22 protein-coding genes are annotated in these 24,469 nt (G+C 70.5%); 8 read left to right on the top strand and 14 right to left on the bottom strand.

Annotated elements, in window-relative coordinates:
* The first annotated feature begins 201 nt into the window (after positions 1-201).
* The 3 genes from M6B22_RS15820 (at position 202) to M6B22_RS15810 (ending at position 3,154) form a co-directional block, all read left to right on the top strand.
* A complete protein-coding gene (locus tag M6B22_RS15820; RefSeq protein WP_269442529.1) occupies positions 202-1,779 on the top strand; it encodes an ATP-binding protein in 1,578 nt (525 codons plus the stop codon).
* A complete protein-coding gene (locus tag M6B22_RS15815; protein ID WP_269442528.1) occupies positions 1,776-2,444 on the top strand; it encodes a response regulator in 669 nt (222 codons plus the stop codon). The genes M6B22_RS15820 and M6B22_RS15815 overlap by 4 nt, the downstream gene beginning before the upstream one ends.
* Before the next feature lie 80 nt (positions 2,445-2,524).
* The gene (locus M6B22_RS15810; RefSeq protein WP_269442527.1) at positions 2,525-3,154 is read left to right on the top strand and encodes a hypothetical protein; all 630 of its coding nucleotides are present in this window, start codon (positions 2,525-2,527) and stop codon (positions 3,152-3,154) included.
* A gap of 458 nt (positions 3,155-3,612) precedes the next feature.
* On the opposite strand, the gene M6B22_RS15805 is transcribed toward M6B22_RS15810, so the two are convergent.
* From M6B22_RS15805 to M6B22_RS15795, 3 genes are all read right to left on the bottom strand, one after another.
* On the bottom strand, positions 3,613-5,778 hold the full coding sequence (locus tag M6B22_RS15805) for a thioredoxin domain-containing protein (protein ID WP_269442526.1): 2,166 nt from the start codon (positions 5,776-5,778) through the stop codon (positions 3,613-3,615).
* A 258-nt stretch (positions 5,779-6,036) separates the two neighbouring features.
* Positions 6,037-6,624, bottom strand: coding sequence for a PAQR family membrane homeostasis protein TrhA (gene trhA, locus M6B22_RS15800; protein WP_331459740.1), 588 nt, complete (start codon positions 6,622-6,624; stop codon positions 6,037-6,039).
* 289 nt (positions 6,625-6,913) lie between these two features.
* Positions 6,914-8,989, bottom strand: a complete 2,076-nt coding sequence (locus M6B22_RS15795) for an AMP-dependent synthetase/ligase (RefSeq protein WP_269442524.1) — start codon at positions 8,987-8,989, stop codon at positions 6,914-6,916.
* Between the two features lie 35 nt (positions 8,990-9,024).
* On the opposite strand from M6B22_RS15795, the gene M6B22_RS15790 reads away from it, so the two are divergent.
* Positions 9,025-9,366, top strand: a complete 342-nt coding sequence (locus M6B22_RS15790) for a hypothetical protein (protein WP_269442523.1) — start codon at positions 9,025-9,027, stop codon at positions 9,364-9,366.
* A 44-nt stretch (positions 9,367-9,410) separates the two neighbouring features.
* A complete protein-coding gene (locus tag M6B22_RS15785; RefSeq protein WP_269442522.1) occupies positions 9,411-10,775 on the top strand; it encodes a phosphoribosyltransferase family protein in 1,365 nt (454 codons plus the stop codon).
* Here M6B22_RS15785 and M6B22_RS15780 read toward each other — a convergent pair.
* Together M6B22_RS15780 and M6B22_RS15775 are read right to left on the bottom strand one after the other, a co-directional pair.
* The gene (locus M6B22_RS15780; protein ID WP_269442521.1) at positions 10,721-11,656 is read right to left on the bottom strand and encodes an ABC transporter permease; all 936 of its coding nucleotides are present in this window, start codon (positions 11,654-11,656) and stop codon (positions 10,721-10,723) included. The two genes, M6B22_RS15785 and M6B22_RS15780, sit on opposite strands and share 55 nt — an antisense overlap.
* Entirely contained in the window at positions 11,656-12,594 is a 939-nt protein-coding gene (locus M6B22_RS15775) for an ABC transporter ATP-binding protein (RefSeq protein WP_269442520.1), read from the bottom strand. The genes M6B22_RS15780 and M6B22_RS15775 overlap by 1 nt, the downstream gene beginning before the upstream one ends.
* A gap of 254 nt (positions 12,595-12,848) precedes the next feature.
* On the opposite strand from M6B22_RS15775, the gene M6B22_RS15770 reads away from it, so the two are divergent.
* Together M6B22_RS15770 and M6B22_RS15765 are read left to right on the top strand one after the other, a co-directional pair.
* The gene (locus tag M6B22_RS15770; protein ID WP_269442519.1) at positions 12,849-14,003 is read left to right on the top strand and encodes an ABC transporter permease; all 1,155 of its coding nucleotides are present in this window, start codon (positions 12,849-12,851) and stop codon (positions 14,001-14,003) included.
* Positions 13,996-14,712, top strand: a complete 717-nt coding sequence (locus M6B22_RS15765; RefSeq protein ID WP_269442518.1) for an ABC transporter ATP-binding protein — start codon at positions 13,996-13,998, stop codon at positions 14,710-14,712. The genes M6B22_RS15770 and M6B22_RS15765 overlap by 8 nt, the downstream gene beginning before the upstream one ends.
* Here M6B22_RS15765 and M6B22_RS15760 read toward each other — a convergent pair.
* A complete protein-coding gene (locus tag M6B22_RS15760; protein WP_269442517.1) occupies positions 14,709-15,302 on the bottom strand; it encodes a neocarzinostatin apoprotein domain-containing protein in 594 nt (197 codons plus the stop codon). The genes M6B22_RS15765 and M6B22_RS15760 overlap by 4 nt on opposite strands.
* 35 nt (positions 15,303-15,337) lie before the next feature.
* A complete protein-coding gene (locus M6B22_RS15755; protein ID WP_269442516.1) occupies positions 15,338-15,820 on the bottom strand; it encodes an Hsp20/alpha crystallin family protein in 483 nt (160 codons plus the stop codon).
* A 383-nt stretch (positions 15,821-16,203) separates the two neighbouring features.
* On the opposite strand from M6B22_RS15755, the gene M6B22_RS15750 reads away from it, so the two are divergent.
* The gene (locus M6B22_RS15750) at positions 16,204-17,103 is read left to right on the top strand and encodes a class I fructose-bisphosphate aldolase (RefSeq protein WP_407935719.1); all 900 of its coding nucleotides are present in this window, start codon (positions 16,204-16,206) and stop codon (positions 17,101-17,103) included.
* A gap of 197 nt (positions 17,104-17,300) precedes the next feature.
* Here the strand turns inward: M6B22_RS15750 and paaK are convergent, their stop codons facing one another.
* The 7 genes from paaK to paaZ are packed head-to-tail and all read right to left on the bottom strand — an operon-like array spanning position 17,301 to position 24,350.
* The gene (gene paaK, locus M6B22_RS15745) at positions 17,301-18,608 is read right to left on the bottom strand and encodes a phenylacetate--CoA ligase PaaK (protein WP_269442514.1); all 1,308 of its coding nucleotides are present in this window, start codon (positions 18,606-18,608) and stop codon (positions 17,301-17,303) included.
* 29 nt (positions 18,609-18,637) lie between these two features.
* Positions 18,638-19,714, bottom strand: a complete 1,077-nt coding sequence (gene paaE, locus M6B22_RS15740; RefSeq protein WP_269442513.1) for a 1,2-phenylacetyl-CoA epoxidase subunit PaaE — start codon at positions 19,712-19,714, stop codon at positions 18,638-18,640.
* Positions 19,714-20,151: a 1,2-phenylacetyl-CoA epoxidase subunit PaaD gene (paaD, locus tag M6B22_RS15735; protein ID WP_407935718.1), complete on the bottom strand. Its 438-nt coding sequence runs from the start codon at positions 20,149-20,151 to the stop codon at positions 19,714-19,716. Before paaD ends, paaE begins: the two co-directional genes overlap by 1 nt.
* A 56-nt stretch (positions 20,152-20,207) precedes the next feature.
* Entirely contained in the window at positions 20,208-21,095 is an 888-nt protein-coding gene (paaC, locus tag M6B22_RS15730; RefSeq protein WP_269442511.1) for a 1,2-phenylacetyl-CoA epoxidase subunit PaaC, read from the bottom strand.
* Between the two features lie 11 nt (positions 21,096-21,106).
* Positions 21,107-21,388, bottom strand: a complete 282-nt coding sequence (gene paaB / locus M6B22_RS15725) for a 1,2-phenylacetyl-CoA epoxidase subunit PaaB (protein ID WP_269442510.1) — start codon at positions 21,386-21,388, stop codon at positions 21,107-21,109.
* Complete coding sequence (gene paaA, locus M6B22_RS15720) at positions 21,385-22,326, bottom strand: 1,2-phenylacetyl-CoA epoxidase subunit PaaA (RefSeq protein WP_269442509.1); 942 nt, start codon at positions 22,324-22,326, stop codon at positions 21,385-21,387. Before paaA ends, paaB begins: the two co-directional genes overlap by 4 nt.
* Positions 22,323-24,350: a phenylacetic acid degradation bifunctional protein PaaZ gene (gene paaZ / locus M6B22_RS15715; protein ID WP_269442508.1), complete on the bottom strand. Its 2,028-nt coding sequence runs from the start codon at positions 24,348-24,350 to the stop codon at positions 22,323-22,325. Before paaZ ends, paaA begins: the two co-directional genes overlap by 4 nt.
* Positions 24,351-24,469 lie beyond the last annotated feature (119 nt).

The following is a 24,469-nucleotide window of genomic DNA, read 5'->3' as shown; positions in this document are numbered from 1 at the left end:
CGGGACTGGCGAACGGTAGGCAGGCTGTGGTGGGGCGCACAGCCCTTCTCGCCGTTATCGGGGCAGTGCGCGTTGCCGACGTATTGCTCGTTTTGCTCTCCACGACACGTAGCGTGAGGGGCTGTGGCCCGCAGACCTTCGCTGTCGCGCCGGACGCCGCGTTCGGCGCTGCGTTCGGCGCTGGGCCGACACGACCGCCGCATGCCCTTCACACGGCAGATGTTGTTGCTCCAGATCGGAGTGCTCGCGCTCGTCGTCGGGCTCGGCTTCGCGCTCGTGGCGTGGCAGCTGGACCGCACTCTCAAGCGCGAGTACGAGCGGCACGCACTGGCGGTCGCCCGCACCGTTGCCGTGGATCCGCTGCTGGCCCGGGGCGTCGTCGCGCATGATCAGCCCGCGGTCCAGTCGATCGCCGTCCGTGCGCAGCAGGCGACCGACGCCCTGTTCGTCGTGGTGACGGACGGGCACGGAATCCGGCTGGCGCACCCGAATCCGGCCGAGATCGGCAAGAAGGTCAGCACCAGCCCCGACGCAGCGCTGAGCGGGCACGAGGTGGCGAACATCGAACGCGGGACGCTCGGGCTGTCCGCGCGCGGCAAGGTCCCGTTGCGTACCGCCGACGGCACGATCGTCGGCGAGGTCAGCGTCGGGTTCGACGCCAACGACATCAGCAGCGCGCTGCTGCAGCTACTCGCTCGCACCGCGCTGTTCAGCGGCGGCGCGCTACTGCTCGGCGTCGCGGGCTCGGCACTGCTGGCACGGCTGCTGAAACGGCGCACCTTCGGGCTGGAGCCGGCCGACCTGGCCGAGCTGGTGCGCGAGCGCGAGGCGGTGCTGTACGCCGTCAGCGACGGTGTCGTCGCCGTGGACGTCGACGGCCGGGTGACGATGGCGAACAGCGAGGCGCAGCGGTTGCTCGACGACTCGGTGCAGCGCGGCCGGCTGCTCAGCGAGCTCGACCTGCCGCCCCGACTGCACGCGGTCGTGGCGGCACCGGGCGAGGCGGTCGCGGTGAGCGGGAACCGCGTCCTGGTGGTCAAGCACCGCAGCGTGGAGCGTGACGGCACGCCGCTGGGCTCGGTGCTGACCCTGCTGGATCGCACCGAGATCGAGCAGCTCACCGACGAACTGCACGCGGTGCGGCTGATGACCGAGGCGCTGCGGGCGCAGCGGCACGAGTTCGCGAACCGGCTGCACACCGTGCACGGGCTGTTGCAAACGGCCGGCCTCGAGGACGCCAGCGAGTACCTGGCCGCGCTGATCGGTGCGCCGGAGCTGGGCCGGCTGGGTGACGACGATGCCGTGGCGTCCGCGACGATCCGCGCCTTCCTCGCCGGCAAGGCGGCCGAGGCGGCCGAGGTCGGCGTGCGGCTCTCCCTGTCGGACACCAGCTGGCTGCCGCACAAGCTCGTCGCGCCCGTCGAGGTGATCACCGTGCTCGGCAACCTGGTGAACAACGCGATCGAGGCCGCGTCCGGATCCACCCGCCGTCCGGCCGAGGTGGTCGTCGACCTGCTCGCCGACGGCACCGACCTCGTGCTGTCGGTGTCCAACACGGGCGACGGGCTGGCTCCGGATCGGGTCGAGGCGATCTTCGTCGAGGGCGTGTCCTCGCGCGGGCCGGGGCGCGGTCTCGGATTGCCGATCACGCAGCAGACCGCGGCCGCGCTCGGCGGCGACGTTCGCGTGACCAACGCGGGCGGCAACGGCTGGACCGTGCTGTCGGCGCGGCTACCGGGTGTATTGGCGGTGCGGTCACCGAAGGAGGCCGAGGCGTGATCGGCGTGCTGGTGGTCGACGATGACTTCCGCGTGGCCCAGGTGCACGCGTCCTTCGTCGGCGCCGTCGAGGGATTCCGCGTCGTCGGCACCGCACACACGGCCGCGCAGGCGCTGGAGCTGGCCGTCACGCTGCGTCCGGATGTCGCCCTGCTGGACAACTACCTGCCGGATCGGCCGGGCATCGAGATCATCGGCGCGCTCGGCTGCGATGTGCTGATGGTGACGGCGGACGGCTCGGCGGCGACGGTTCGCGCCGCGCTGCGGGCGGGCGCGCTGAACTACGTGATCAAACCGTTCAACGCCGAGCTGCTCGCCGGCCGGCTGCGGGCCTACGCGCGGTTCAGCCGGTTGCTCGACCCGCGGGCCGGCGAGGTGAGCCAGCCGGGAGTCGACCGGGCCGTGCAGGCGCTGCACCAGGCCGACCGGCCGCCCACGCCGAAGGGGCAGTCGCCGGTCACGGCCCGGCTGGTCGCCCAGGAGCTGCGGCGCGCCGACGAGCCGCTCACCGCGACCGACGTAGCCGAGCGGCTCGGCATCGCGCGCGGGACGGCGCAGCGCTACCTGGCCGGGCTGGCCGACGAGGGCCGGGTCCGGATGAGCCTGCGCTACGGCAGCACCGGACGTCCGGAGCACCAGTACTCCTGGGCTGAACGCGGCCGTTGAGAGTGCCGGCCTTCGCTTGCTTTGCCGATTCCGTTGTTGCTGTGTAATCATGTAATCACGGCAAGTAGGGAGTGAGACAGATGCACGAGCATGCCGAAGAAGGACCCCGTCGCCGTGGCGGCCGGGGCGCACACGGCGGACACGGCGGACACGGCGGTCACGGCCCGCGCGGACGCGGCTTCGGGCGGCCCGGCGGCTGGCAGCAGGCCGACCTGCCGCCCGCCGACGACGCCGGCGCCTGGCTGGCCGGCCGGCTGCCGGAGGACTGGTTCGTCGGAGCGCCCACCGTGACGGTGGACCGCGAGGAGATCATCGTGTCCGGCGAGCTGGCGCCGCCGGAGACGCCGACGGACAGCGAGGCCGCGGCAGCGGGCCGGATCAGCCGCTGGCGGGAGCAGACCCGTGAGGAGCGGATGCAGATCGCCGACGAGGCCGAGGCCCGCTACCGCCGCAAGCTGGCGTGGGGCGCGTCGATCGGCGACACCCGGGTGCTGTTCACGCACCTGGCCGTGCCGGTGATGACCCGGCTGCGGCAGGACGAGCGGCGGGTGCTGGACACCCTGGTCGACGCCGGGGTGGCGCGTTCGCGCGCCGACGCGCTGTCCTGGTGCGTGACCCTGGTGGGCGAGCACACCGACGAGTGGCTGGCCGGTTTGCGCGAAGCGATGGCCGAGGTCGACAAGCTGCGGGCCCAGGGCCCGGACCTGTAGCTCTCGAAACCGCGTCCGCTTCCCCCACCCGGTGGCGAACCCGCGCCCGCTTCCCCGACCCGGTGCCGAGCCCGCGTCCGCTCCCCCCGGTGCCGGGCCCGCGTCCGCTTCCCCCGGTGCCGAGCCCGCGTCCGCTCCCCCCACTCAGTTACGGACCCGCGTCCGCTCCCCCCACCCGGTGGCGAATCCGCGTCCGCTTCCCCGACCCGGGTGGCGGGCCCGCGTCCGCTCCCCCCACTCAGTTACGAACCCGCGTCCGCTCCCCCCACCCAGTCACCAGATTTGCTGCCGAATATTCGTAAGCCGGTGGGGGAAGCGCGCGAATGCTCGTACGCCCGTGGGGGAAGCGCGCGGGCTGGCGCGTACGGACCGGAGAGGCATAGGGCTGCGGCGCGCGAATGCTCGTACGCCCGTGGGGGAAGCGCGCGGGCTGGCGTGCAAGCCGCTGGGGGAAGCGATCAGGATCGCAACTGGGCGACCAGGGCGTCCGCGTCGGTCACCGGCAGGTCGCAGACCATGCCGCGGCAGACGTAGGCGGCCGGACGGCCGTCGACCAGCGGGCGGTCGGCGAGCAGCGGCAGGCCGGCGGCGTTCGGTTCGGCGGACAGCACCACGGCGCCGGGCGGGCGGTGCCGCCACGCAGTCTCGGTCAGCGCACCGGCACCTTGCTGGTCGGCACCTTGCGCACCGGCACCTTGCGCACCGGCACCTTGCTGGTCGGCACCTTGCGCACCGGCACCTTGCGCACCGGCACCTTGCTGGTCGGCACCTTGCTGGTCGGCACCTTGCTGGTCGGCACCCTGCGCACCGGCACCTTGCGCACCGGCACCTTGCTGGTCGGCACCTTGCTGGGCGGCGCCCTGCTCGCCGACGATCGCCACCTGGACCGGCCCGCTCTGCAGCGCCTCACCGGCCGCGAGCGTCCAGCCGAAGAACCGCGGCTGCTCGACGGAGAACCGCGCCACCGCTCCCAGCGCCGCCTCCGCGGCCGCGCGCTGGGCCAGCGAACCGGTCAGCGCCGAGTGGGCCAGCAACGCGGTGGCCAGTGCGCTGTTGCCCGACGGCGCCGCGTTGTCGGTCGGGTCCTGCGGGCGCCGCACGAGCGTCTCGGCATCGTCGGCGGTGTCGTAGAACAGTCCGCGCGGGTCGAGGAAGTGATCGCGCGCGAACTCGAGCAGCGCGCCGGCCTCGCCCAGCCAGCGCGGCTCGGCGGTGACCTGGTGCAGCACCAGTAGCCCGTCGGCGAGATCGCCGTAGTCCTCCGCGACCGCGAGCGCGCCGCCGACCGCACCGCCGCGCGAGGTGCGCCGCAGCCGTCCGGACACCAGATGCGTCCCGACGATCAACTCGGCAGCCTGGTGCGCGGCGTCGAGGAAGCGCGGTTCGCCCAGCAGTACCGACGCCTCGGCGAGCGCGGCGATCGCCAGACCGTTCCAGCCGGTCACCACCTTGTCGTCGCGCGCCGGTTGCGGACGCGTGGTGCGAGCGGCGAGCAGAAGGCCGCGCAGCTCGTCGAATGCCCCGTCGTCCGCCGGATCCTCGCGCAGCTGCAGCGTCGAGGCGCCGTGCTCGAAGGTGCCCTGCTCGGTGACGTCGAACAGGGCCGCAGCCTCGTCCGCGCGAGCACCCAGCACCTCGCGCAACTGGGAGGGCGTCCACACGTAGGTGAGCCCTTCCACACCGTTCGTGTCGGCGTCCAGAGCGGACGCGAACCCGCCCTCGTCGGTGCCCAGGTCGCGCACCAGGAACTCCGCGGTCTCGCGGGCGATCCGCCGGCCGAGCGGCGAGCCGGTCAGCCGCCACCAGTGCAGGTAGGCGCGCAGCAGCAGTGCGTTGTCGTACAGCATCTTCTCGAAGTGCGGCACCACCCAGCCGGCGTCGACCGAGTAGCGCGCGAATCCTCCCGCGAGCTGGTCGTACATACCGCCGCGGGCCATCGCCTCGAAGGTCACGTCGGCCATCTCGAGCGCGTCCGCGTCGCCGGTGCGCTCGTAATGGCGCAGCAGGAACTCCAGCACCATCGGCGGCGGGAACTTCGGCGCCCCGCTGAAGCCGCCATGTTCGCGGTCGAACTGCAGCGCCAGCCGCTTGGCCGCCGCGTCCAGCTGGGATGCGTCCGGCGGCGGTCCGTCGGATGCGGGCAGGCTCGCCTTGGCGAGCGCGGACACTACCTGCTGTCCTGCCTGCAGGACCTCGTCGCGGTTGCGCTGCCACGCCTGCGCGACCGACTGCAGCAGCTGCGCGAACTGCGCCCGGGGGAAGAATGTCCCGGCGAAGAAAGGGGATCCGTCCGGCGTGAGCAGGCACGTCATCGGCCAGCCACCCTGGCCGGTGAGCGCGGTCGTTGCGTCCATGTAGACGGCGTCGATGTCCGGACGTTCCTCACGGTCGACCTTGATGCTGACGTAGTGCTCGTTCAGCACCGCGGCGATGTCGGCGTTCTCGAACGAGTCGTGCGCCATTACGTGGCACCAGTGGCAAGCCGCGTAGCCGACCGAGAGCAGGATCGGGACGTCGCGCCGCCGAGCCTCCGCGAACGCCTCGTCGCTCCACTCCCACCAGTCCACCGGATTGTCGGCGTGTTGGCGCAGGTACGGGCTCGTCGACGACGCGAGGCGGTTCATCCGGTCATTGTCCTACCGCGACGGTGACCGGCCGGCCACCCGTGCCTGCGGTAATCCGAAGCCGCGAGCTCCAAGGCGGTGCGGCGATTGCCGGACGCGCCGCTGCCTGCCCGGGCTCGGCCTGGGTGACTCAGCTTCGGTGACCTTCTCCACGAGGCGCAGGTAGGTCTCACCGCCCGGAGAGTCGGCCGCGGCATCGTCGGGGCGATCGACGACCAGCCAGCGGCCAGCAGATGCAGGACGCCTGCGGGCGGTTGGTCACGACCACAGGAGGAGCATGGCGATCACCACGTAGTGGCAGGTGGCCGCTGCGCACACGCACGCGTGGAAGACCTCGTGGTAGCCGAAGACGGTCGGCGCGGGATCTGGCCAGCGCCGGTAGTAGCCGACCGCTCCGAGGATGTAGATCGCGCCGCCGGCGAGCACGAGTAGCGCGGCGGCGACGCCGACGTCGGTCCAGATCTGCGGCAGCGCCAGCGCCGCGATCGCCCCGAGGCCGATGAACGTGCCGCCGACCAGCCAATCGGGCGCGCTCATCCAGACCAGATGGAAGACGGTCGCCACCAGGGTCAGCGACCACATCACGATCAGGCAGACCCGCCCGTAGGTGCCCGGCGCCGCGAGCGCGAACACAGGTGTTGCCGTTCCGGCGATGAGAACGAAGATCATGAGGTGGTCGACGCGCTGCACGATGCTTCGTGCCCGGGGCCGCCAGCTGCCGCGGTGGTAGAGGGCACTGACGCCGAACAGCCCGCTGACGCTCGCGGCGAAGATCGCCGCCGCGACCGTGCGGGTGGCACCGGCGGCCGCCAGGACGAGCAGCGTGCCGACCACTACGGAGGCCACGAACCAGATCAGATGTGACCACCCTCGCCATGAGGGCTTCTCGTAGTGCAGCTTGCGACGGGAGTCGTAGAGCAGCACGTCGCGCCGTCGTGTTTGCTGCCGCTGTCTCGTCCGGTGGGCGGCCGCCATCGGGCCGGGGGGTCTGGACCGCGCCGGCCGCCGAGGTCGAATCGTGGTGTCGCGTCATACGTCCAAGAAAACAGAGTCGACAGTTGCAGGCACTGGCCTTTCGTCACTCAGTGGTGATCAATTGGACCGTTGTCCGTGGCTCGGGTCAATGGTCGGGGCGCTACCCGTGATCGCCTCGATCACCTGGGCGTCCCTGGTACATCGAGTCGAGGAGATTGCGGAATCTGGCCTCGATGACGTTGCGCTTCATCTTCATGCTCGGCGTCAGCTCGTCGTCCTCGACGGTGAGGTCGTGGTTCACGATGCGGAAGTCCTTGATGCTCTCCCACCGGTTGACCCGGCCGTTGAGCTCGGAGACGCAGGTGCGCACATACTCCTCGACGGCCGGATCGGCCGCGAGTGATTGATAGTCGCTGCCCTTGAGTGCTCGCGCCCGGCCCCATTGCGCCAGCGCGTCCGGGTCGAGGCTGATCAGCGCCGTGGCGTAGTTGCGGCCCTCGCCGTGCACCAGGATGTGGCTGGCGAGCGGGCACAGCGCTTTGAACATGACTTCGATGACCTGGGGTGCGATGTACTTGCCGCCACTGGTCTTGACGAGATCCTTCTTGCGGTCGGTGACCTTCAGCCTGCCCGCCGCATCGAGTTCTCCGACGTCGCCGGTGGCGAGCCAGCCGTCCTCGGTCAGCACCTCAGCTGTGGCCTCGGGCAGATTGTGATAGCCGCGCATCACCATCGGCCCGCGAACGAAGATCTCGCCGTCGTCGGCGAGCCTGATCTGCGAGCCGAGCAGGGCCGAGCCCACCGTGCCGAATGCCGGGTGCGCGATGCTCGCGATGCAGGCGCCGCCACCGGTCTCCGTCAGCCCGTAACCCTCGATCACCGCAAGCCCGACAGCGGCGAACCAGGCCGAGATCTCCGGTGCCAGGGCGGCGCTGCCGGAGACCAGGAACCGGATCCGGCCGCCGAGACCGGCGCGAATCGTGCGCAACACCAGGCGGTCGGCAACCGCGTACTGCGCCCGCACGGCCGCGTTCGGTCTTCGATCCTGCAGCCGCGACTGCGATACCCGGGCACCCACGCCGACCGCCCACGCGTACACCCGGGACTTGACGCCGCCCTCTTCTTCGACGGTCTGGACGACCTTCGCATGGACCTTCTCGAAGATCCGGGGTGGGCCGGCCATGAACGTCGGTCGAACGACCCGGACGTTGTCCATGATCTTGTCCACGCGGCCGTCGACGGCCGAGGCGAACCCGACCTGAAGTTGCACCGCCAGCAGCATCCTGCCGAACGCGTGGGACAACGGCAGCCACAGGTACTGCAGATCGCTGGGGTGCACGAGTTCGAGTGCCTCGGCGGCCGCACCGAGATATGTCCAGGATCGGTGCGGCAACTCCACGCCCTTGGGCCGGCCCGTGGTTCCGGAGGTGTAGATCAGGGTGGCCAACTGGTCGGGACCGATCGCGGCTACGGTGTGATCGACTGCGCTCGGGTCCTCGACGAGGAGCTTGGCACCGAGAGCCTGCAGCTCGGCCAGGCTCAACACCCATTCGCCGTCCGCTTCGCCGTCGAAGGCGATCACGCGCACCAGGTCCGGCAGGTGATCGCGCTGCGAGCGCAACTTGGCGATCTGTACGTCGTCCTCGGCGAACGCGATCCGGGTTCCGCTATCGCGCAGGACGAAGGTGACGTCCTCGGCGCGGGTGGTCGGGTAGACCGCCGTCGTCGCCGCGCCAGCGCACATGATCGCAAGATCGGCGTAGATCCACTCGATGCAGGTACTGCTCGCGATCGCGACCCGATCCTCGGGCCGGATGCCCAAGGCGAGCAGGCCGGCGGCGGTAACCTGCACCGTCTCCCACACTTGGGCCCAGCTCACCGACGTCCACCGATTCTCGTGTGGGAATCGGAAGGCCTCGTCTCGTGGGCTCGCCGTCGCCCGCTGTTGCAGCATCCGGGGGACCGACGGTGCCGGCATCGGAAACGTGGTCGCGTCGAGTGCCGTAGTCACGATGCATCGCCTCCGGCTCCTCGGGCCCGGCCGCGTCGAGAACTCATACCCCATCGTGGATTGCACGTGCCTTCGCTGCACACGGCCGAAGGTCACATCGGCCGACAAGGCCAGAACCGCTTCCCGCGAGAGGCAGGGTGCGGGCCGGCAAAGGTCCGGTCGGCGGTATGACCAAAGGCCCTGAAGGCGATCTCTACACCGCACGACACTTGCGGAAGTCGGCACCGCGCCGGTAGCGCCTGGAACACGGGAGATGGCCGATGCAGGTATCGAGCAGTGTGATCGGTAGCCAGCGCCGCGGTTCCAGACGCCGGGTGCGGGTCACGGTGCGAGCGCGTCGCGCGTTGCGTGACCTGGTCGCGCAGAGCGGCCCGCAGCACGTCATCGTGTCCTGGCCCGCCGGTGCCACCACGTTGCCCGCCACGCTGCACACGGTGAGCCCTCATGAGGCGATCGTCGGCCATGTCGCCGGCTGCCCGATCTTCGTCGATGTGCGCCAGGTGAGCCTGTTCCGAAACCGGCGCGGGCTGCTGGACGTACCTGTGCCGTCGCGCCATCACTGCCGTCCGCTGCTGCGGTTGCAGACCGCCGGGCTGGACTGAGGCGTGCCGGAACCGGCCGTGTCGAGCGACGGGGGTGCGAGCCGATGGTCATGTTTGCCGATCGGGTGGACGCAGGTCGCCGGCTGGCCCGGGAGCTGGAAGCTGTCCGTGGGCAGGACGTTGTGGTTCTGGGGTTGCCGCGCGGCGGGGTGCCGGTGGCGTTCGAGGTCGCGGCGGCCCTTGGTGTGCCGCTGGACGTGATCGTCGTGCGCAAGCTCGGGCTGCCGTTGCGACCCGAGCTGGCGATGGGCGCGATCGGCGAGGGCGGCGCGCGGGTGCTCGATCCCGGCGTGCTGGCGGCGGCCCGGATCACCGCGGCGGAGTTGGCCACGGTCGAACGCCGTGAGCGGGCAGCCCTCGAGACCCGGGTGACACGGCTGCGACGAGGCCGCCCACGCGTCGACCTCACTGGTCGCGTCGCGGTGATCGTCGATGACGGGATCGCGACCGGTTCGACAGCCCGGGTGGCCTGCCAGGTGGCCCGCAAGCTGGGTGCGGCCCGGGTGATCATGGCCGCACCGGTCGCGCCGGCCGAAACGGTGCAGAAGCTGTCGGAGGCGGACGCGGTCGTGTGCGTCTCGATCCCGGACGACTTCCTGGCGGTCGGGGCGCACTACCGCGACTTCTCCCCGACCAGCGATGAGAAGGTGATCACTCTCCTCGATGCTGCGGCCCAGCGCGTGCGGCAGGGCTCAGCCGGGCGCGGTGCATCGGACGGCGGATTCGACGGTGACGTGACGATCCCGCTCGGCGCGACGGCGACACTGGAGGGCCACCTGCACCTGCCCGACCACGTCACCGGCGTCGTGGTGTTCTCGCACGGCAGCGGCAGCGGCCGGCACAGCCCGCGCAACCGCTACGTGGCCGACGTACTCGGCCGCGCCGGGCTCGGCACGCTCCTGCTGGACCTGCTCACCACCGAGGAGGAGCACGATCGTGCCAACGTCTTCGACATCGGCCTGCTGGCGGCTCGCCTGACGGCCGCCACAAGTTGGCTGCGTGGCCGGAGCGACACCCGGGCCGCGCGGATCGGCTACTTCGGGGCCAGTACCGGAGCCGGAGCCGCCCTATGGGCGGCCGCCGAGCCTGACAGCCAGGTCGCTGCCGTCGTGTCGCGCGGGGGACGTCCGGACCTGGCGGGGTCACGCCTGAGCGCGGTCCGCGCGCCCACCTTGCTGATCGTCGGCGGCAACGACGGCGCAGTGCTCGAGCTGAACCGTCGAGCACAGGCCGAACTGCGGTGCACCAGCCGGCTGGAGGTCGTGCCCGGGGCGAGCCACCTGTTCGAGGAGCCCGGCACGCTTGCCAAGGCCGCGATCCTGGCCCGCGGCTGGTTCTGCGGCTACCTGCTGCATCACGGACCCCGGCCCGGCGAGCCCGAGTTCGAAACCGAACCGACCGGCCGCTGAGCGCCCCCGACGTTCCGCGGCCCACCGCGTCCGCGACCACCGCGGCGGCGGCCCCACGTGCGATGCCACGACACCGCGGAGCCTGGCTGCCACCGGAAGGCGGCTCCGGTGATGAGCGAGGAACCCGCAGTCCAGGCCAGCGTGACGGTCAGCTGCGATTGGCTCATCGGCCAGCCGGTTCCCGTGGTGGTGAAGATGCGCTCCGCCGCCTCGGCGATCGGGGCCAGCGGGAATCTGGCTGCGACCTGGTGCAGCCACCCCGGCTCACCGGTGGCCGGGAAGAACACATCGGAGATGAACGCCAGCGGCAGCAACGTCCCGTACGCGACGGGAAGCGCGGAGTCCGGACGCGGTATGAGTGTGCTCACCGCGAGACCGAGGATCGTGAAGCTGACGATGCCCAGGCCGGTCACGCCGGCGAGCGCCGCAACCCGGCCACCGTCCAGGTGCACGTGCAGGAAGACAGACCCCACCGCGACAACGACGATCACCGAGGCGAGTGCGACAACGGCCGCGGCTACCCCACGGCCGAGGACGTAGGCCCACAGTGGCAACGGTGTCCCGCGCAACCGCTTGAGAATGCCACCCTCGCGGGCGAGCACCGTCGAGGTGATGACATTGACGTAGCAGGCATTGAGCACGGCGAACACAGCCATCGCCGGCGTCAAGAAGTCCGCGTAGCGGGTCCCGTGCAGCACGCGCACCGTGCCCTCCGGCGTCGCGACATTGAGCGCGACGAGCAGCATCAACGGGATGACCAGCGCTGTGAAGGTGCCGATGGGGCTACGCAGCAGCAACAGCACCTGGTAGCGGACCTGCCCGGCCGCCAACTGCAGCCCGAAGCGGCTACGCCGGTCCGGGATCGCAGGCGTGGCGGCCATCAGGCTGTCGCCGGGTCTGCGTGCGACGGCTCGGCGCCCGTGATGGTCAGGTAGGTGTCCTCCAGCGACGGCCGCATGACGGTGAGCCCGGACAGCTCCTCACCCCGCTCGGTTGCCCAGCTCGTGAGGATGGCGAGTGCCCGGGTCGGCTGGTCGGTACGCAGCGTGAGCACGTCGTCCTGCCCGGGCGGCCCCGGCTGCTCGGTCCACGGCCCGGCCACGAGCTCATCGCGCCAGCTCGCATACGGAACCTGGAAGGTGATCAGCGCCTGGGCGACGTCGCGTCCGCCCAGCCCGCGCGGGGTGGACTCGGCGACGATGACCCCGCGGCGCATCACCGCCACCCGATCGGCGAGGTGTTCCACCTCGTCCATGTAGTGCGAGGTGAGCAGCACGGTCATGCCCAACTCGCGCAGCCGCTGCACCATCTCCCAGGCCGAGCGGCGGGCGGTCGGGTCGAATCCGGTCGTCGGCTCGTCAAGGAAGAGCAGTTCCGGATCGCCGATCAGCGCCAACCCCAGATCAAGGCGCCGCTCCAACCCACCGGACAGGGCGCCCACTCGCGTGCCGCGCTGCCCGGTCAGGCCTACCAGGTCGATGGTCTCGCCGACCGAGCGCGGCCGGCGGTAGAGGCGGGCGTAGAGCCGCATCGTCTCGGCAACCGTCAGGTCCGCGTCGATGCCGCCGCCCTGCAGCATGATCCCGATCCGTTCGCGGTAGGCGCGGCCGCCCCGGTCCGGGTCGACACCCAACACCTGGACGTAACCGGACGTCCGTCGGCGGTGGCCTTCGAGGACCTCGATCGTCGTGGTCTTCCCCGCGCCGTTGGGCCCGAGCAGCGCGAAGATCTCCCCGCGGCCCACGTCGAAGCTGAGATCGTCGACCGCGCGAAATGATCCGTACTGCACGCGCAGTCCCCGGACCGTGATGGCGGCCATCGGTGGATCTCCCGTCGCGGTGAATGCAGGCCAACTGGCTCCACGCAATCGCAGGCGTGCCTGCGACCGCAAGGGCCGAAAGTCCGTCGGGCGACGCTCCCGACCGGATGACGGCGGACCTGTCTGCTGCAGCCGCCGACCAAGGACCGGCGCGGCGCGGGACCTGTGACACTGCCGGCGACCGTGTTCGTCACGAGACGGTGTGAGCACCGGGCGCAGGAAGCGGCCGCGTAGCCGCGTGCGGGAGGTCCCCGATGACCGAGCCGGCCCGCGCCCACGGCTCCGCGGGGTTGACGTTCGCCGGGCTGGTGTTCCACAACGTCGTGGTCAAGAAGCTGAGGTTGGCCTTGACTTCGCTGGCGATCGCGATCGGCGTGTTGACGGTGGTGACGTTCAGCATCGTCGACCACAGCCTCCGGGCCAGCGCCCTGTCGATCATGCAGACCGGTCGCGCCGACTTCACCATTGCCCAGAAAGGTGTCTCGGACCTGCTCAACAGCAACATCGACGACGCGACGCTGCGACGCATCGCCGCCTCTCCCGACATCGCCGCGGCGACCGGAGTGCTGGTCGGTACCACGAGGTTGAACGCGGACAATCCGCTGTTCCTCGAGATCGGGATCAAACCCGATCAGCTGAGCGACTTCGGAGTCACCGTCGTGTCCGGCGCGGCGTTCACCGCAACGGCGACGAATGAGGTGCTGCTCGGCTGGCGGGCAGCGAGCAACCTCGGCAAGCACACCGGTGACACGATCACCATCGACGGCACGGCGTTGCACGTCGTCGGCATCTTCTCCACCGGGCAGGCACTGGGAGACGCCGGCGCGATGCTGCCGCTCGTACCGTTCCAGGCCGCCCAGCGTCAGCCGAGTGAGCTGACCCTGGTGTTCGTCCGGGTGCGACCCGGAACGGACATCAGCTCACTGCGAGCTCGGATCGAACACGACAACCCGCAGCTGGTCACCGTGCAGACCGCCGCCGACTTCGGACGCGCCGACCGTAGCCTCGCGCTCATCAACGCCGCCGATCAGGGAAGCACCCTGCTCGCGATCGTGATCGGCGCGATCATCGTCATGACGACCATGACGATGAGCTTCATCGAACGCACCCGCGAGTTCGGGATCCTCGCTGCGATCGGATGGTCACGCCTGCGGATCTTGCTGATGGTGATGTGCGAGGCACTGTCCATCGGCCTCGTCGGTGCGGCCGCGGGAGTCGGGTTGTCGTTCGCCGCAACGCAGATCCTGGGCCAACTGCCCAGTCTGGTCGGGATCTTGCACCCGGTCTACACGTCCGGGGCGTTCTGGCGGGCCGTCTACACGGCGGGCGCCATGAGCCTGCTCGGCGGCCTGTACCCGGCGAGCCGAGCGGCCCGGCTGTCACCTCTGGAGGCGTTGCGCCATGAGTGAGCGGTCGCCGGACAGCGACAGCGCCATCTGCCTGCGCGGCGTGCACAAGTTCTTCGATGCGGGGGTGGTGCGTGCGCTCGACGGCGTCGACATGGTGGTGCTACGGGGCGAGTGGGTCGCCATCACCGGGCCGTCCGGGTGTGGCAAGTCGACCCTGCTGCACCTCATCGCTGCGCTCGAGACACCGGACTCGGGCTCGGTCGACGTGTTCGGCCGGGCACTGGGTTCGCACCGCGGCCACGCCCAGTTCCGGCGCACCCAGGTCGGGCTCGTCTTTCAACTGCACAACCTGCTCCCTCAGCTGACCGCACAGCAGAACGTCGAGATCGCGATGCTCGGCCGGGGACTGCGCCGCCGTGGGCGGGCCGAGCGGGCGCGCGCACTCCTGGCGGACGTCGATCTCGGCGGACGCGAAGACCGGCCACCGACCAAACTGTCCGGCGGCGAGCGGCAACGCGTGGCACTTGCACGCGCGCTGGCCAACGACCCACCGCTGCTGCTGGCCGACGAGCCGACCGGCAGCCTTGACTCGGCATCGGTCGAACGCGTGATCGAGCTGATCGAACGGCTCCGCCGGGACCGACCCTCGCTCACCATCGTGATGGTCACCCACGATCAGCGCGTGGCGGGGGCCGCTGATCGGATCGTCCGGATGCGCGACGGCCGGATCGAGCACACCCACCCGGCCGCCGATATGACCCGCGGCTAACTGGTCACCGGCGCGAACGTGATCGGCGCGTCGGCCTCCTCGGTGGGCGACAGCGAGGCCTGCGTCACCGAGACGAGGCAGGCCTGACGCGCACCGCAGATGATGTTGTTGGTGCCGAACGGGCCGCGCAGGACGACCAGATCCACGCTCACCCGGCCGAGTCCGTCGGACGTGGCGGAGAGCATGCCGGTCAGGTTGCAGTCGCCCGGACCCGTGCTCGCCCCCTTCACCGCGCATTGGATCACCTGCAGCGCCTGGTTCGCACTGAACCCGGACCCGCTCACCCGGACGGTCTGGCGATTGCGCAGGCCCAGTGACGGCCGCACCGATACCCGCGGCTGCGCCCGTGCCCGGGTGGACCGGGCCGGCGACGACGCCGCCGACGCCGCCGACGCCGGCGACGCCGGTGACGCCGGTGGCGTTGAGAGCGTCGGCCCCTGCGTGCGGACGACACTCGACGAGCCGCTGCCGCACGCGGCCAGGAACATCACAGCGACGCAGATCGCGGCGCGACAGGCGAACGATCCGCCGCGCAGCTGCCGGGTCCGGTGCCCTGCCTTTGCTGCGGTGCGAGCACCGGCGTCGCTCACGACGAGGCCCTTCATCGATCCGCCCGGTTCCGCCGTCAGCTGTGTTCGATCGCAATCCTGGTCGGAGCCGGTGTCAGCTCGCCGAGCGGCACGCGGACCTCGAGGATGCCGTCCTTGTAGGTTGCCTTGACGTCCTCTTCCCTGACGCCCTTGGGCAACCCGACGGTACGGCGGAAGCTGCCGTAGTGGAACTCGGACCGGTAGCCGTCCGGGCGCTTGTCTTCCTTGCGCTCCTCACGGTGCGCATGCAGCTGCAGGACTCCGTCCGCGACCGTGATCTCCACGTCCTTGTCCGGGTCGATGCCGGGCAGTTCGGCGCGGATCACGCACGTGCCGTTGTCGACGAACTCCTCCAGGTGAATCGGGTTCAACCCGCCTTCGGCGAAGCGCTCCCCCAGCGGCCGCCCGGCGAACAGATCCCGGAACATGTCGCGGAACGCACGGTCAACCCGCTCTTCCGGCCAGGCAAGCCCCGTCGCCGGCCAGGACGTCCGCGATTCTCGCTTCGTGACGCTCATGATGATCTCCTTGGTGACGCTTCACGCGTCGTGACCAGCCCCGCCGGGCAATGCGCTGCCGACGGAACTCTGCCGGTCGCTCCGGCAAGTCCAACCTGTCGCCGCAGTGCGCGCCGAACCAGAGGCGAACGGCCTACGCCACCGACCGACGTTCGACTCGACGTCGGACCTCGGTCCCTGCCCGGCGGCTCGGACCAACGGCCCGGCACCGATGTCACGCTCGACTTCGCAGGCTCAGACGCGACGATCGCGGTGAGCTCCGCCGTGGCGCGTGGCCTTAGGTCCTACGCGTTTCGGGCGGGACGGATCTAATCGCGGTCGCCCGGTCGCGGGAGCGTTGTGCCATGCAGCAGTGCTGCCGACTCGTGGAGGAGATCGAGACGATGACGTCCACACCGCATGCGCTACGCGAACTCGGACTCAACGCCGGCAAGCGGGCTCGCCTGCACCGGCTGCTGTTCGGGCACGGCTTGGGTAACGGCACGGCACTGTTCCTGCCCTATGACCAAGGACTCGAGCACGGTCCACGCGACTTCTTCGCCAACCCTGCGGCGTCCGACCCGAGCTACATCCTCAAGCTCGCTGTCGAGGGCGGCTTCAACGGCATCGTCACGCAGATCGGGTTTGCCGAGAAGCTGTTCTGGGACTTCGCCGGCGAGGTACCGCTGATCTTGAAGCTGAACGGCAAGACCGATATCCCGTCCGATGCCCGCGCCCTCTCGCCGGTGCACGCCACGGTCGAGGACGCTGTCCGGCTCGGCGCCGACGCGGTCGGGTACACGCTCTACGTCGGCACGCCCGAACAGGTGACCGACTTCGAGCAGTACCGAACCGTACGCGCCGACGCGCAACGCCTCGGTATGCCCTTGATCGTCTGGGCGTATCCCCGCGGCGAGGCGATCGAGGCGAAGGGCGGCCGCGACTCGTTCTACGCGGTCGACTACGCCGCGCGCGTTGCAAGCGAACTCGGCGCCGACGTCGTCAAGGTCAACTTCCCGCACCCGGACAAGATCGCCGACGTCCCGGAGGTCTACCGGGCGAGTTTCTCCGCCCAGGCCGCGATCGACGCGGTGGTGCGCTCGGCCAACAACACGCTGGTGCTCGTATCCGGCGGGAGCCGGCAAGGCGACGAGGCGATGCTCGAGAAGGCCACTCGATCGATGGATGCCGGGGCGACCGGGCTGATCTTCGGGCGAAACGTCTGGCAGCGCCCGCACGAGGAGTCCCTGCGGTTCGTCGACCAGCTGCGCAAGATCCTGGCGCAGCACGCACGCGCGCGGTGATCGGGCGACCGGAAGGCGATCGCCGTGCCCCGCACCCGGGGCGATGCCTGCCCGTCGCCCCCCTACGTGCCGGCGTGTAGTGGATTGCCCCGGATCCCGGGGCAATCCACTATCGCCGCGACAACCCCCGCCGTCAGGCGCCAGGATCGGTCGTGCTCGTGCTGGCATACGCCCCGCCGATCGCCCGGGGGCACGCGCTAACGTGCCGGCCGCTGGTCGACGACCCGGCGCGCCTTGCCCAGCGAACGCTCGATGCCGTTCGGCTCGAGCACCCGCACGGCCACGCTCACCCCGATCGTCCGCTTCACCAGGCCGCGGAGCTCGTGTCCGGCCGTCTCCGCGTCGGCGGCGCTGACCTCCACCCGCCGCTCCACCTGGACGGTCAGTTCGTCCAGCGGGCCGGAACGCGTCAGCACGCACTGGAAATGTGGCGCCAGCGCCGGGGTGCGCAGGATCAGCTCCTCGATCTGGGTGGGGAACAGGTTCACCCCGCGCAGGATGATCATGTCGTCCGAACGCCCGGTGATCTTCTCCATCCGCCGCATCGTCCGCGCGGTTCCGGGCAGCAACCGGGTCAGGTCGCGGGTGCGGTAGCGCACCACCGGCATCGCCTGCTTGGTCAACGAGGTGAAGACGAGCTCGCCCTCCTGACCGTCCGGCAGTACCGCCCCGGTGATCGGGTCGATGATCTCCGGGTAGAAGTGGTCCTCCCAGATGTGCAGACCGTCCTTGGTCTCCACGCACTCGTTCGCGACACCCGGGCCCATCACCTCGGACAGCCCGTAGATGTCGACGGCGTGCATGTCCAACCGCTGCTCCATCTCGCGGCGCATGTCGTTCGTCCACGGCTCGGCGCCGAAGATGCCGACCGACAACGACGTGGAGCGCGGGTCGATGCCCTGCCGCTCCAGCTCGTCGACGATCGCCAGCATGTACGACGGCGTGACCATGATGATGTCCGGCTCGAAGTCCTGGATCAACATCACCTGACGCTCGGTCATGCCGCCGGACACCGGGATCACCGTGCAGCCCAGCGCCTCGGCGCCGTAGTGCGCGCCCAGGCCGCCGGTGAACAGCCCGTAGCCGTAGGCGACGTGCACCTTGTCGCCGGGGCGTCCGCCTGCCGCACGGATCGAGCGCGCCATGACCGACGACCAGGTCCTGATGTCCTCGGCGGTGTAGCCGACGACGGTGGGACGGCCGGTGGTGCCGGAGGACGCATGCACGCGTGAGACCTGCGACTGCGGCACCGCGAACATGCCGAAGGGGTAGTTGTCGCGCAGATCCGCCTTGGTGGTGAACGGGAACCTGGCGAGGTCGTCGAGGTCCTTGCAGTCGTCCGGGTGCACGCCGGCGCCGTCGAACGCCGTGCGGTAGTGCGGCACGTTCTGGTAGGCGTGCCGTAACGACCACTGCAGCCGCTCCAGCTGCAGCGCGCGCAGCTCGTCGATCGACGCTCGCTCGATCGGTTCGAGGCTGGCGGGGTCCGGCGTGCGGTCCTGCATGGAGAATCCTCTCTCAGGCGTCCTGGTTCTTACGCGTCATAGTCGACGGTGATCTCGTCCGAGACGGGAAGTGCCTGGCAGGTGAGCACGTAGCCGGCGTCGACCTCGTCCTGCTCGAGCGCGTAGTTGCGCCGCATCCGCACCTCGCCGTGCCGCACCAGGGCCCGGCAGGTGCCGCACACGCCGCCCTTGCAGGCGAACGGCAGATCGGGGCGGACCCGCTGCGCGCCGTCGAGCACCGCGGTGTCCGGCGGGACCGTGACCACCGTGGTGCGTCCGTCCAGCACGACCGTCACCTCGGCGCCCGTCCCGATCGGGGCGTCGACATGGTGCACCTCGGCCGGGGGATCGTCGCCGACGTAGAACAGCTCGCGATGGATGCGGGCACGCGGCACGCCGAACTCGGTGAGCACGTCGATCGCGTCGGTGACCATGCCGAACGGCCCGCACAGCCACCAGTGATCGACGGCGTCGACGTCGACGGTCGCGGGCAGCAGCGCGCGCAGCTTGGCCGCGTCCAGCCGGCCGTTGAACAGCTCTACCTCCTGCGGCTCGCGCGAGAGGACGTGCACCAGTTGCAGTTGTGCCGGGTAGCGGTCCTTCAGATCGGCCAGCTCGTCGGCGAACATCACGCTGTCGCTGCGGCGATTGCCGTAGACCAGCGTGACCTCCGCGTCCGCATGGGCGGCGAGCACCGACCCGGCGATGGAGAGCATCGGGGTGATGCCGCTGCCGGCCGCGAGCAGCACATGCCGCCCGGCTGCGGCCAGGTCGGGCGTGAACGCCCCGCTCGGCGCCTGCACCTCGACCACGTCCCCCGGTGCGAGCTCGCGGACCAGCCAGCCGGACACCGCGCCACCGGCGACCGCCCGCACGCCGATGCGCGGCGCCGCGCCGGCCGGGACGCAGATCGAGTACGAGCGGCGCTCGTCCGCCTCGCCCACCCGGCGCCGCACGGTCAGCGACTGCCCAGGCGCGAACGCGAACCGCTCACGCAGTTCGTCCGGGACCGCGAACGTCACAGCCGCCGCGTCGTCGGTCAGTGCATCGACGCGGGCGACGGTGAGTGGGAAGAACTCGGTGCGCGACGTGACCGGGGCAGCCATCAGATTTCCTTGACGTACTCGAACGGCTCGCTGCAGTCGGCGCAGCGGTACAGCGCCTTGCAGGCGGTACTGCCGAAGTCTGCGCTGCGCTCGGTGTTCGCCGAACCGCACTGCGGGCACTGGACGGCGCGCCGGGTGAGCCCGAGGTTCAGCGGCGCCGGACCGTGTCGCGCGGGCGCGCTGTGCGGCGGGGCGATGCCCGCGCCGGCGAGCTTGCGCCGCCCGTCGGCCGTGATCCAGTCGCTGGTCCAGGCCGGGGCGAGTTCGGTGCGCACCTCGACCTCGGCGTAGCCGGCCTGCTGCAGGCGATGCCGCAGATCGGCGCCGATCTCGCGCATCGCGGGGCAGCCGCTGTACGTCGGCGTGATCGTCACGACCACCCGGTCGCCGTCCTGCTCGACCGAACGCAGGATGCCGAGATCGGCGACGGTCACCATCGGCAACTCGGGGTCCGGGGTCTGCGCCGCGACGTCCCAGGCGGTGAGCGCCGGCGCTACCACGTCGCGTCCGGGTGGGCACGGGCGACGCTCTGCAGTTCGGCCAGCACGTAGCCGAGCGCCTCGGTGTGCACGCCGTCGCGGCCGGCCCGACCGGCGAGCGTGCCGAGCGGCGCGACGTCCGGACGGTCGAGGCCGGCCGTGGCCAGGACGGTGTCGATGATCGCGTCGGTCTCGGGCCGGACGAGCGCGGGATCGACCGCGGTGCCCGGCAGCGCCTGCTCGACGCCGGTGATGACGAACAGCTCGCCGACCAAAGGCCACAGCGTGTCGAGCGCACGTTGCATGCGGGCGTGTGATTCGCCGGTGCCGTCGCCGAGGCGCACCACCCACTGCCCGGCGTAGTCGCGGTGGTACGCGAGTTCCTTCGCGCCCTTCGCCGCGATCGCGGCAAGTACCGGATCCCCCGACGCGCTCAGCTTCGTGAACAGGGCGAGCCGCCAGGTCGCGAACACCAGCAGCCGCGCGACGAGTTCGGCGAAGTCGTCGTCGTGCCGCTCCACCAGGCGCACGTTGCGGAACTGCTTCGATTCGCGCAGGAAGGCGAGGGCATCCTCGTCCGCGCCGAGCGACGGGTCGGCCTTGGCGGCGCGGGCCAGCAGCATGCGGGCCTGGCCGAGCAGGTCGAGCGCGATGTTCGCCAGCGCCGTCTCCTCCTCCAGCTCCGGCATCCGGGTCAGCCACTGCTGCAGCCGGTGGCTGTAGATCAGCGCGTCGTCGCCGAGCGCGAGGCAGTACGCGGCCAGCGACGGCGGGTCGATCCCCTCCGGGACGGACGTGTCGATCCCTTCGAGCGGATCGGTGAAGCCGGTGCCGAACGCCCAGCGGTGGTCCTCGCTGTCCTCGCCGAGGGAGTGATACGCGGTGAACTCGTCTTCAGCCATCGGTCCGCCCATCACATGTGCGGGACATCGGCGGGGATGTCGTAGAACGTCGGGTGCCGGTACACCTTGTCGCCGCTCGGCGCGAAGAACGGGTCCTTCTCGTCCGGGCTGGACGCGGTGATGTCGCTGGAGGCGACGACCCAGATGCTCACGCCCTCGTTGCGCCGCGTGTACAGGTCGCGCGCGTGGTGCAGCGCCATCTGCGGATCGGCCGCGTGCAACGACCCGACATGCACGTGGTTGAGCCCGCGCTTGCCCCGCAGGAACACTTCGAACAGCGGCCAGTCGTTCATCGCTCCAGCTCCGCCGGCTGCTTGGCCTTGGTGGCATGGGCCATCGCCGCCTCGCGGACCCAGGCGCCGTCCTCGTGCGCCTTGCGGCGGTGCGCGACCCGCTGCACGTTGCACGGCCCGTTGCCCTTGACCACCTGCGTGAACTCGTCCCAGTCGACGGCGCCGAAGTCGTAGTGCCCGCGCTCGGCGTTCCAGCGCAGCTCCGGGTCAGGCAGGCTGACGCCGAGCTTGTCGGCCTGCGGCACGCTCATGTCCACGAACCGCTGGCGCAGCTCGTCGTTGGTGTGCCGCTTGATGCCCCAGGCCATCGACTGCGCGGTATTCGGTGAGGACGCATCGGGCGGCCCGAACATCATCAGCGACGGCCACCAGAAGCGGTTCGTCGCGTCCTGCACCATGTCCCGCTGCGCCTGCGTGCCGCGCATCATCGTCATCAGCAGCTCGTAGCCCTGCCGCTGGTGGAACGACTCCTCCTTGCAGATGCGCACCATCGCCCGCGCGTACGGCCCGTACGACGAGCGGCACAGGGGCACCTGATTGCAGATCGCGGCGCCGTCGACCAGCCAGCCGATCACGCCCACGTCGGCAAACGTCAGCGTCGGGTAGTTGAAGATCGACGAGTACTTCTGCCGGCCGCTGATGAGCATCTCGGTGAGCTCGGCCCGATCGGCCCCGAGCGTCTCGGCGGCCGAGTACAGGTACATCCCGTGGCCCGCCTCGTCCTGCACCTTCGCGAGCAGGATCGCCTTGCGGCGCAGCGACGGCGCGCGCGTGATCCAGTTTCCCTCCGGCTGCATGCCGATGATCTCCGAGTGCGCGTGCTGCGCGATCTGCCGGATCATCGTCTTGCGGTAGCCGTCCGGCACCCAGTCACGCGGCTCGATGCGCCGCTCGTGCGCGATCGTCTCGTCGAAGTGGTGCTCGAGCGTCTCGGTCATGCCGGCCACCGCTTCGCGACCATCGTCAGGACGTCGTACTGGGCCGCCACCGAGCCGTCCTGCTTGGTGAGCTCGGCGTCCCAGCGCACCTCGCCGTACTCGCCCTCGCGCGGGCTGATCTGCTTGCAGGTGAGCGTCACGGTCAGCTCGTCGCCGGGATACACCGGGGTGAGGAAGCGCAGGTTGTCGATGCCGTAGTTGGCCAGCACCGGGCCAGGATCGGGCTGCACGAAAAGGCCCGCTGCCAGCGACACGATCAAATAGCCGTGCGCGACCCGGCCGTCGAAGAACGGGTTCGCCGCCGCGGCCTCCTCGTCCATGTGCGCGTAGAACGTGTCGCCGGTGAACTCGGCGAAGTGCTCGATGTCCTCGAGGCTGACCGCGCGGGGGCCGCCGACCACGGTGTCCCCGATCCGCAGCTCGGCCAGCGACTTGCGGAACGGGTGCTCGCCCTCGGTGCGTGCCGCGCCCCGCACCCAGCGTCCGGTCACCGCGGACAGCATCCGCGGGCTGCCCTGCACGGCGGTGCGCTGCATGTGGTGCAGCACGCCACGCATCCCGCCCAGCTCCTCGCCGCCGCCGGCCCGGCCCGGACCGCCGTGCACCAGCATCGGAAGCGGCGAACCGTGCCCGGTGGACTCCGGTGCCGCCTCGCTGTCGAGCACGAGCAGCCGGCCGTGCCACGGCGCGACGCCGAGCACGACGTCACGCGCGAAGTCGGCGTCGGCCGTGACGATCGAGCCGGCCAGGCTGCCCAGCCCGCGCGCGGCGAGGTCGATCACGTCAGCGGTGTCGGTGTAGCCCATGATCGTGCTGACCGGCCCGAACGCCTCGACCTCATGCGGCTCGGCCCGCCGGGTGTCCTCGCACACCAGCAGCAGCGGCGAGATGAAGGCCCCGCGCTCGGCGTCCGCGCCGACTACGTCGACGTGCTCCGGGTCGCCGAACGCCAACCGTCCGGCCTCACGCAGCGCCTTCAGCGACCGGCGCACCTCCTCGCGCTGCTCCAGGCTGGCCAGCGCCCCCATCCGCACCGACTCGTCCGCCGGGTTGCCGACCACGATCTTGGCCAGTCGCGCCGACACGGCCGCTACGACCGCGTCGACCCGCTCGCGCGGGACGAACGCGCGCCGGATCGCGGTGCACTTCTGGCCCGCTTTCACGGTCATCTCGGTCACCAACTGCTTCACGTACAGGTCGAACTCGGCAGTACCGGGCTCGGCGTCCGGGCCGAGGATCGAGCAGTTCAGCGAATCGGCCTCGGCGTTGAAGCGCACCGAGCGCGCCACCACCGACGGGTGCGAGCGCAGTCGCTGCGCGGTCGCGGCCGAGCCGGTGAACGAAAGCAGGTCCTGCTCGCCGAGGTGGTCGAGCAGGTCGCCGGCGCTGCCGCACACCAGCTGCAGCACGCCGTCGGGCAGCAGGCCGGACTCGACGATCAGCTCGACGACGCGCGCGGTCAGGTAGGACGTCTGCGACGCGGGCTTGATCAACGACGGCACGCCGCCGATCAGCGCGGGTGCGAACTTCTCCAGCGGGCCCCACACCGGGAAGTTGAACGCGTTGATCTGTACGGCGACGCCGAGCCGCGGGGTCAGCACGTGCTGCGCGACGAACTGCCCGCCGCGGCCGAGCTGTTCGACCGCACCCTCGACGTAGAAGCGGTCGTTCGGCAGCTCACGCTTGGCCTTGCTGGCGTAGCTGAGCAGCACGCCGATGCCACCGTCGATGTCGAACCTGGAGTCGCCCAGCGTCGCGCCGGTGCGGGCGGACAGTGCGTACAGCTCCTCGCGGTGCTCACGCAGCATCAGGCCCACCGCCTTGGCAAGCGCCGCACGCTCATGAAAGGTGAGGGCGCGCAGGCCCGGGCCGCCGGTGGCTCGCGCGTACTCGAGCGCAGCGCGCATGTCGACGCCCTCGGACGAGACGCGGACGACCTCCTGCCCGGTCACCGCGTCATGGACCGGCTGGCCGTCGTCCGGAGCCGTCCACCGACCGCCGACATAGCTGCGCAGCACTGTCATCAATCAGACCTCGCAAACCCGCGTATTCCCGACCGTACGTTCAGTAATTTACCCGTAAGGTCCAGGACTGTACAGGACTTGTGGCACTATTCTCGACCGGACGTTCAGTAACTCGACCG

Source organism: Jatrophihabitans cynanchi (assembly GCF_027247405.1).
Classification (GTDB): domain Bacteria; phylum Actinomycetota; class Actinomycetes; order Mycobacteriales; family Jatrophihabitantaceae; genus Jatrophihabitans_B; species Jatrophihabitans_B cynanchi.
Note: the sequence above shows the minus strand (reverse complement) of the source record. Positions and strands in the feature narration are given on the sequence as shown.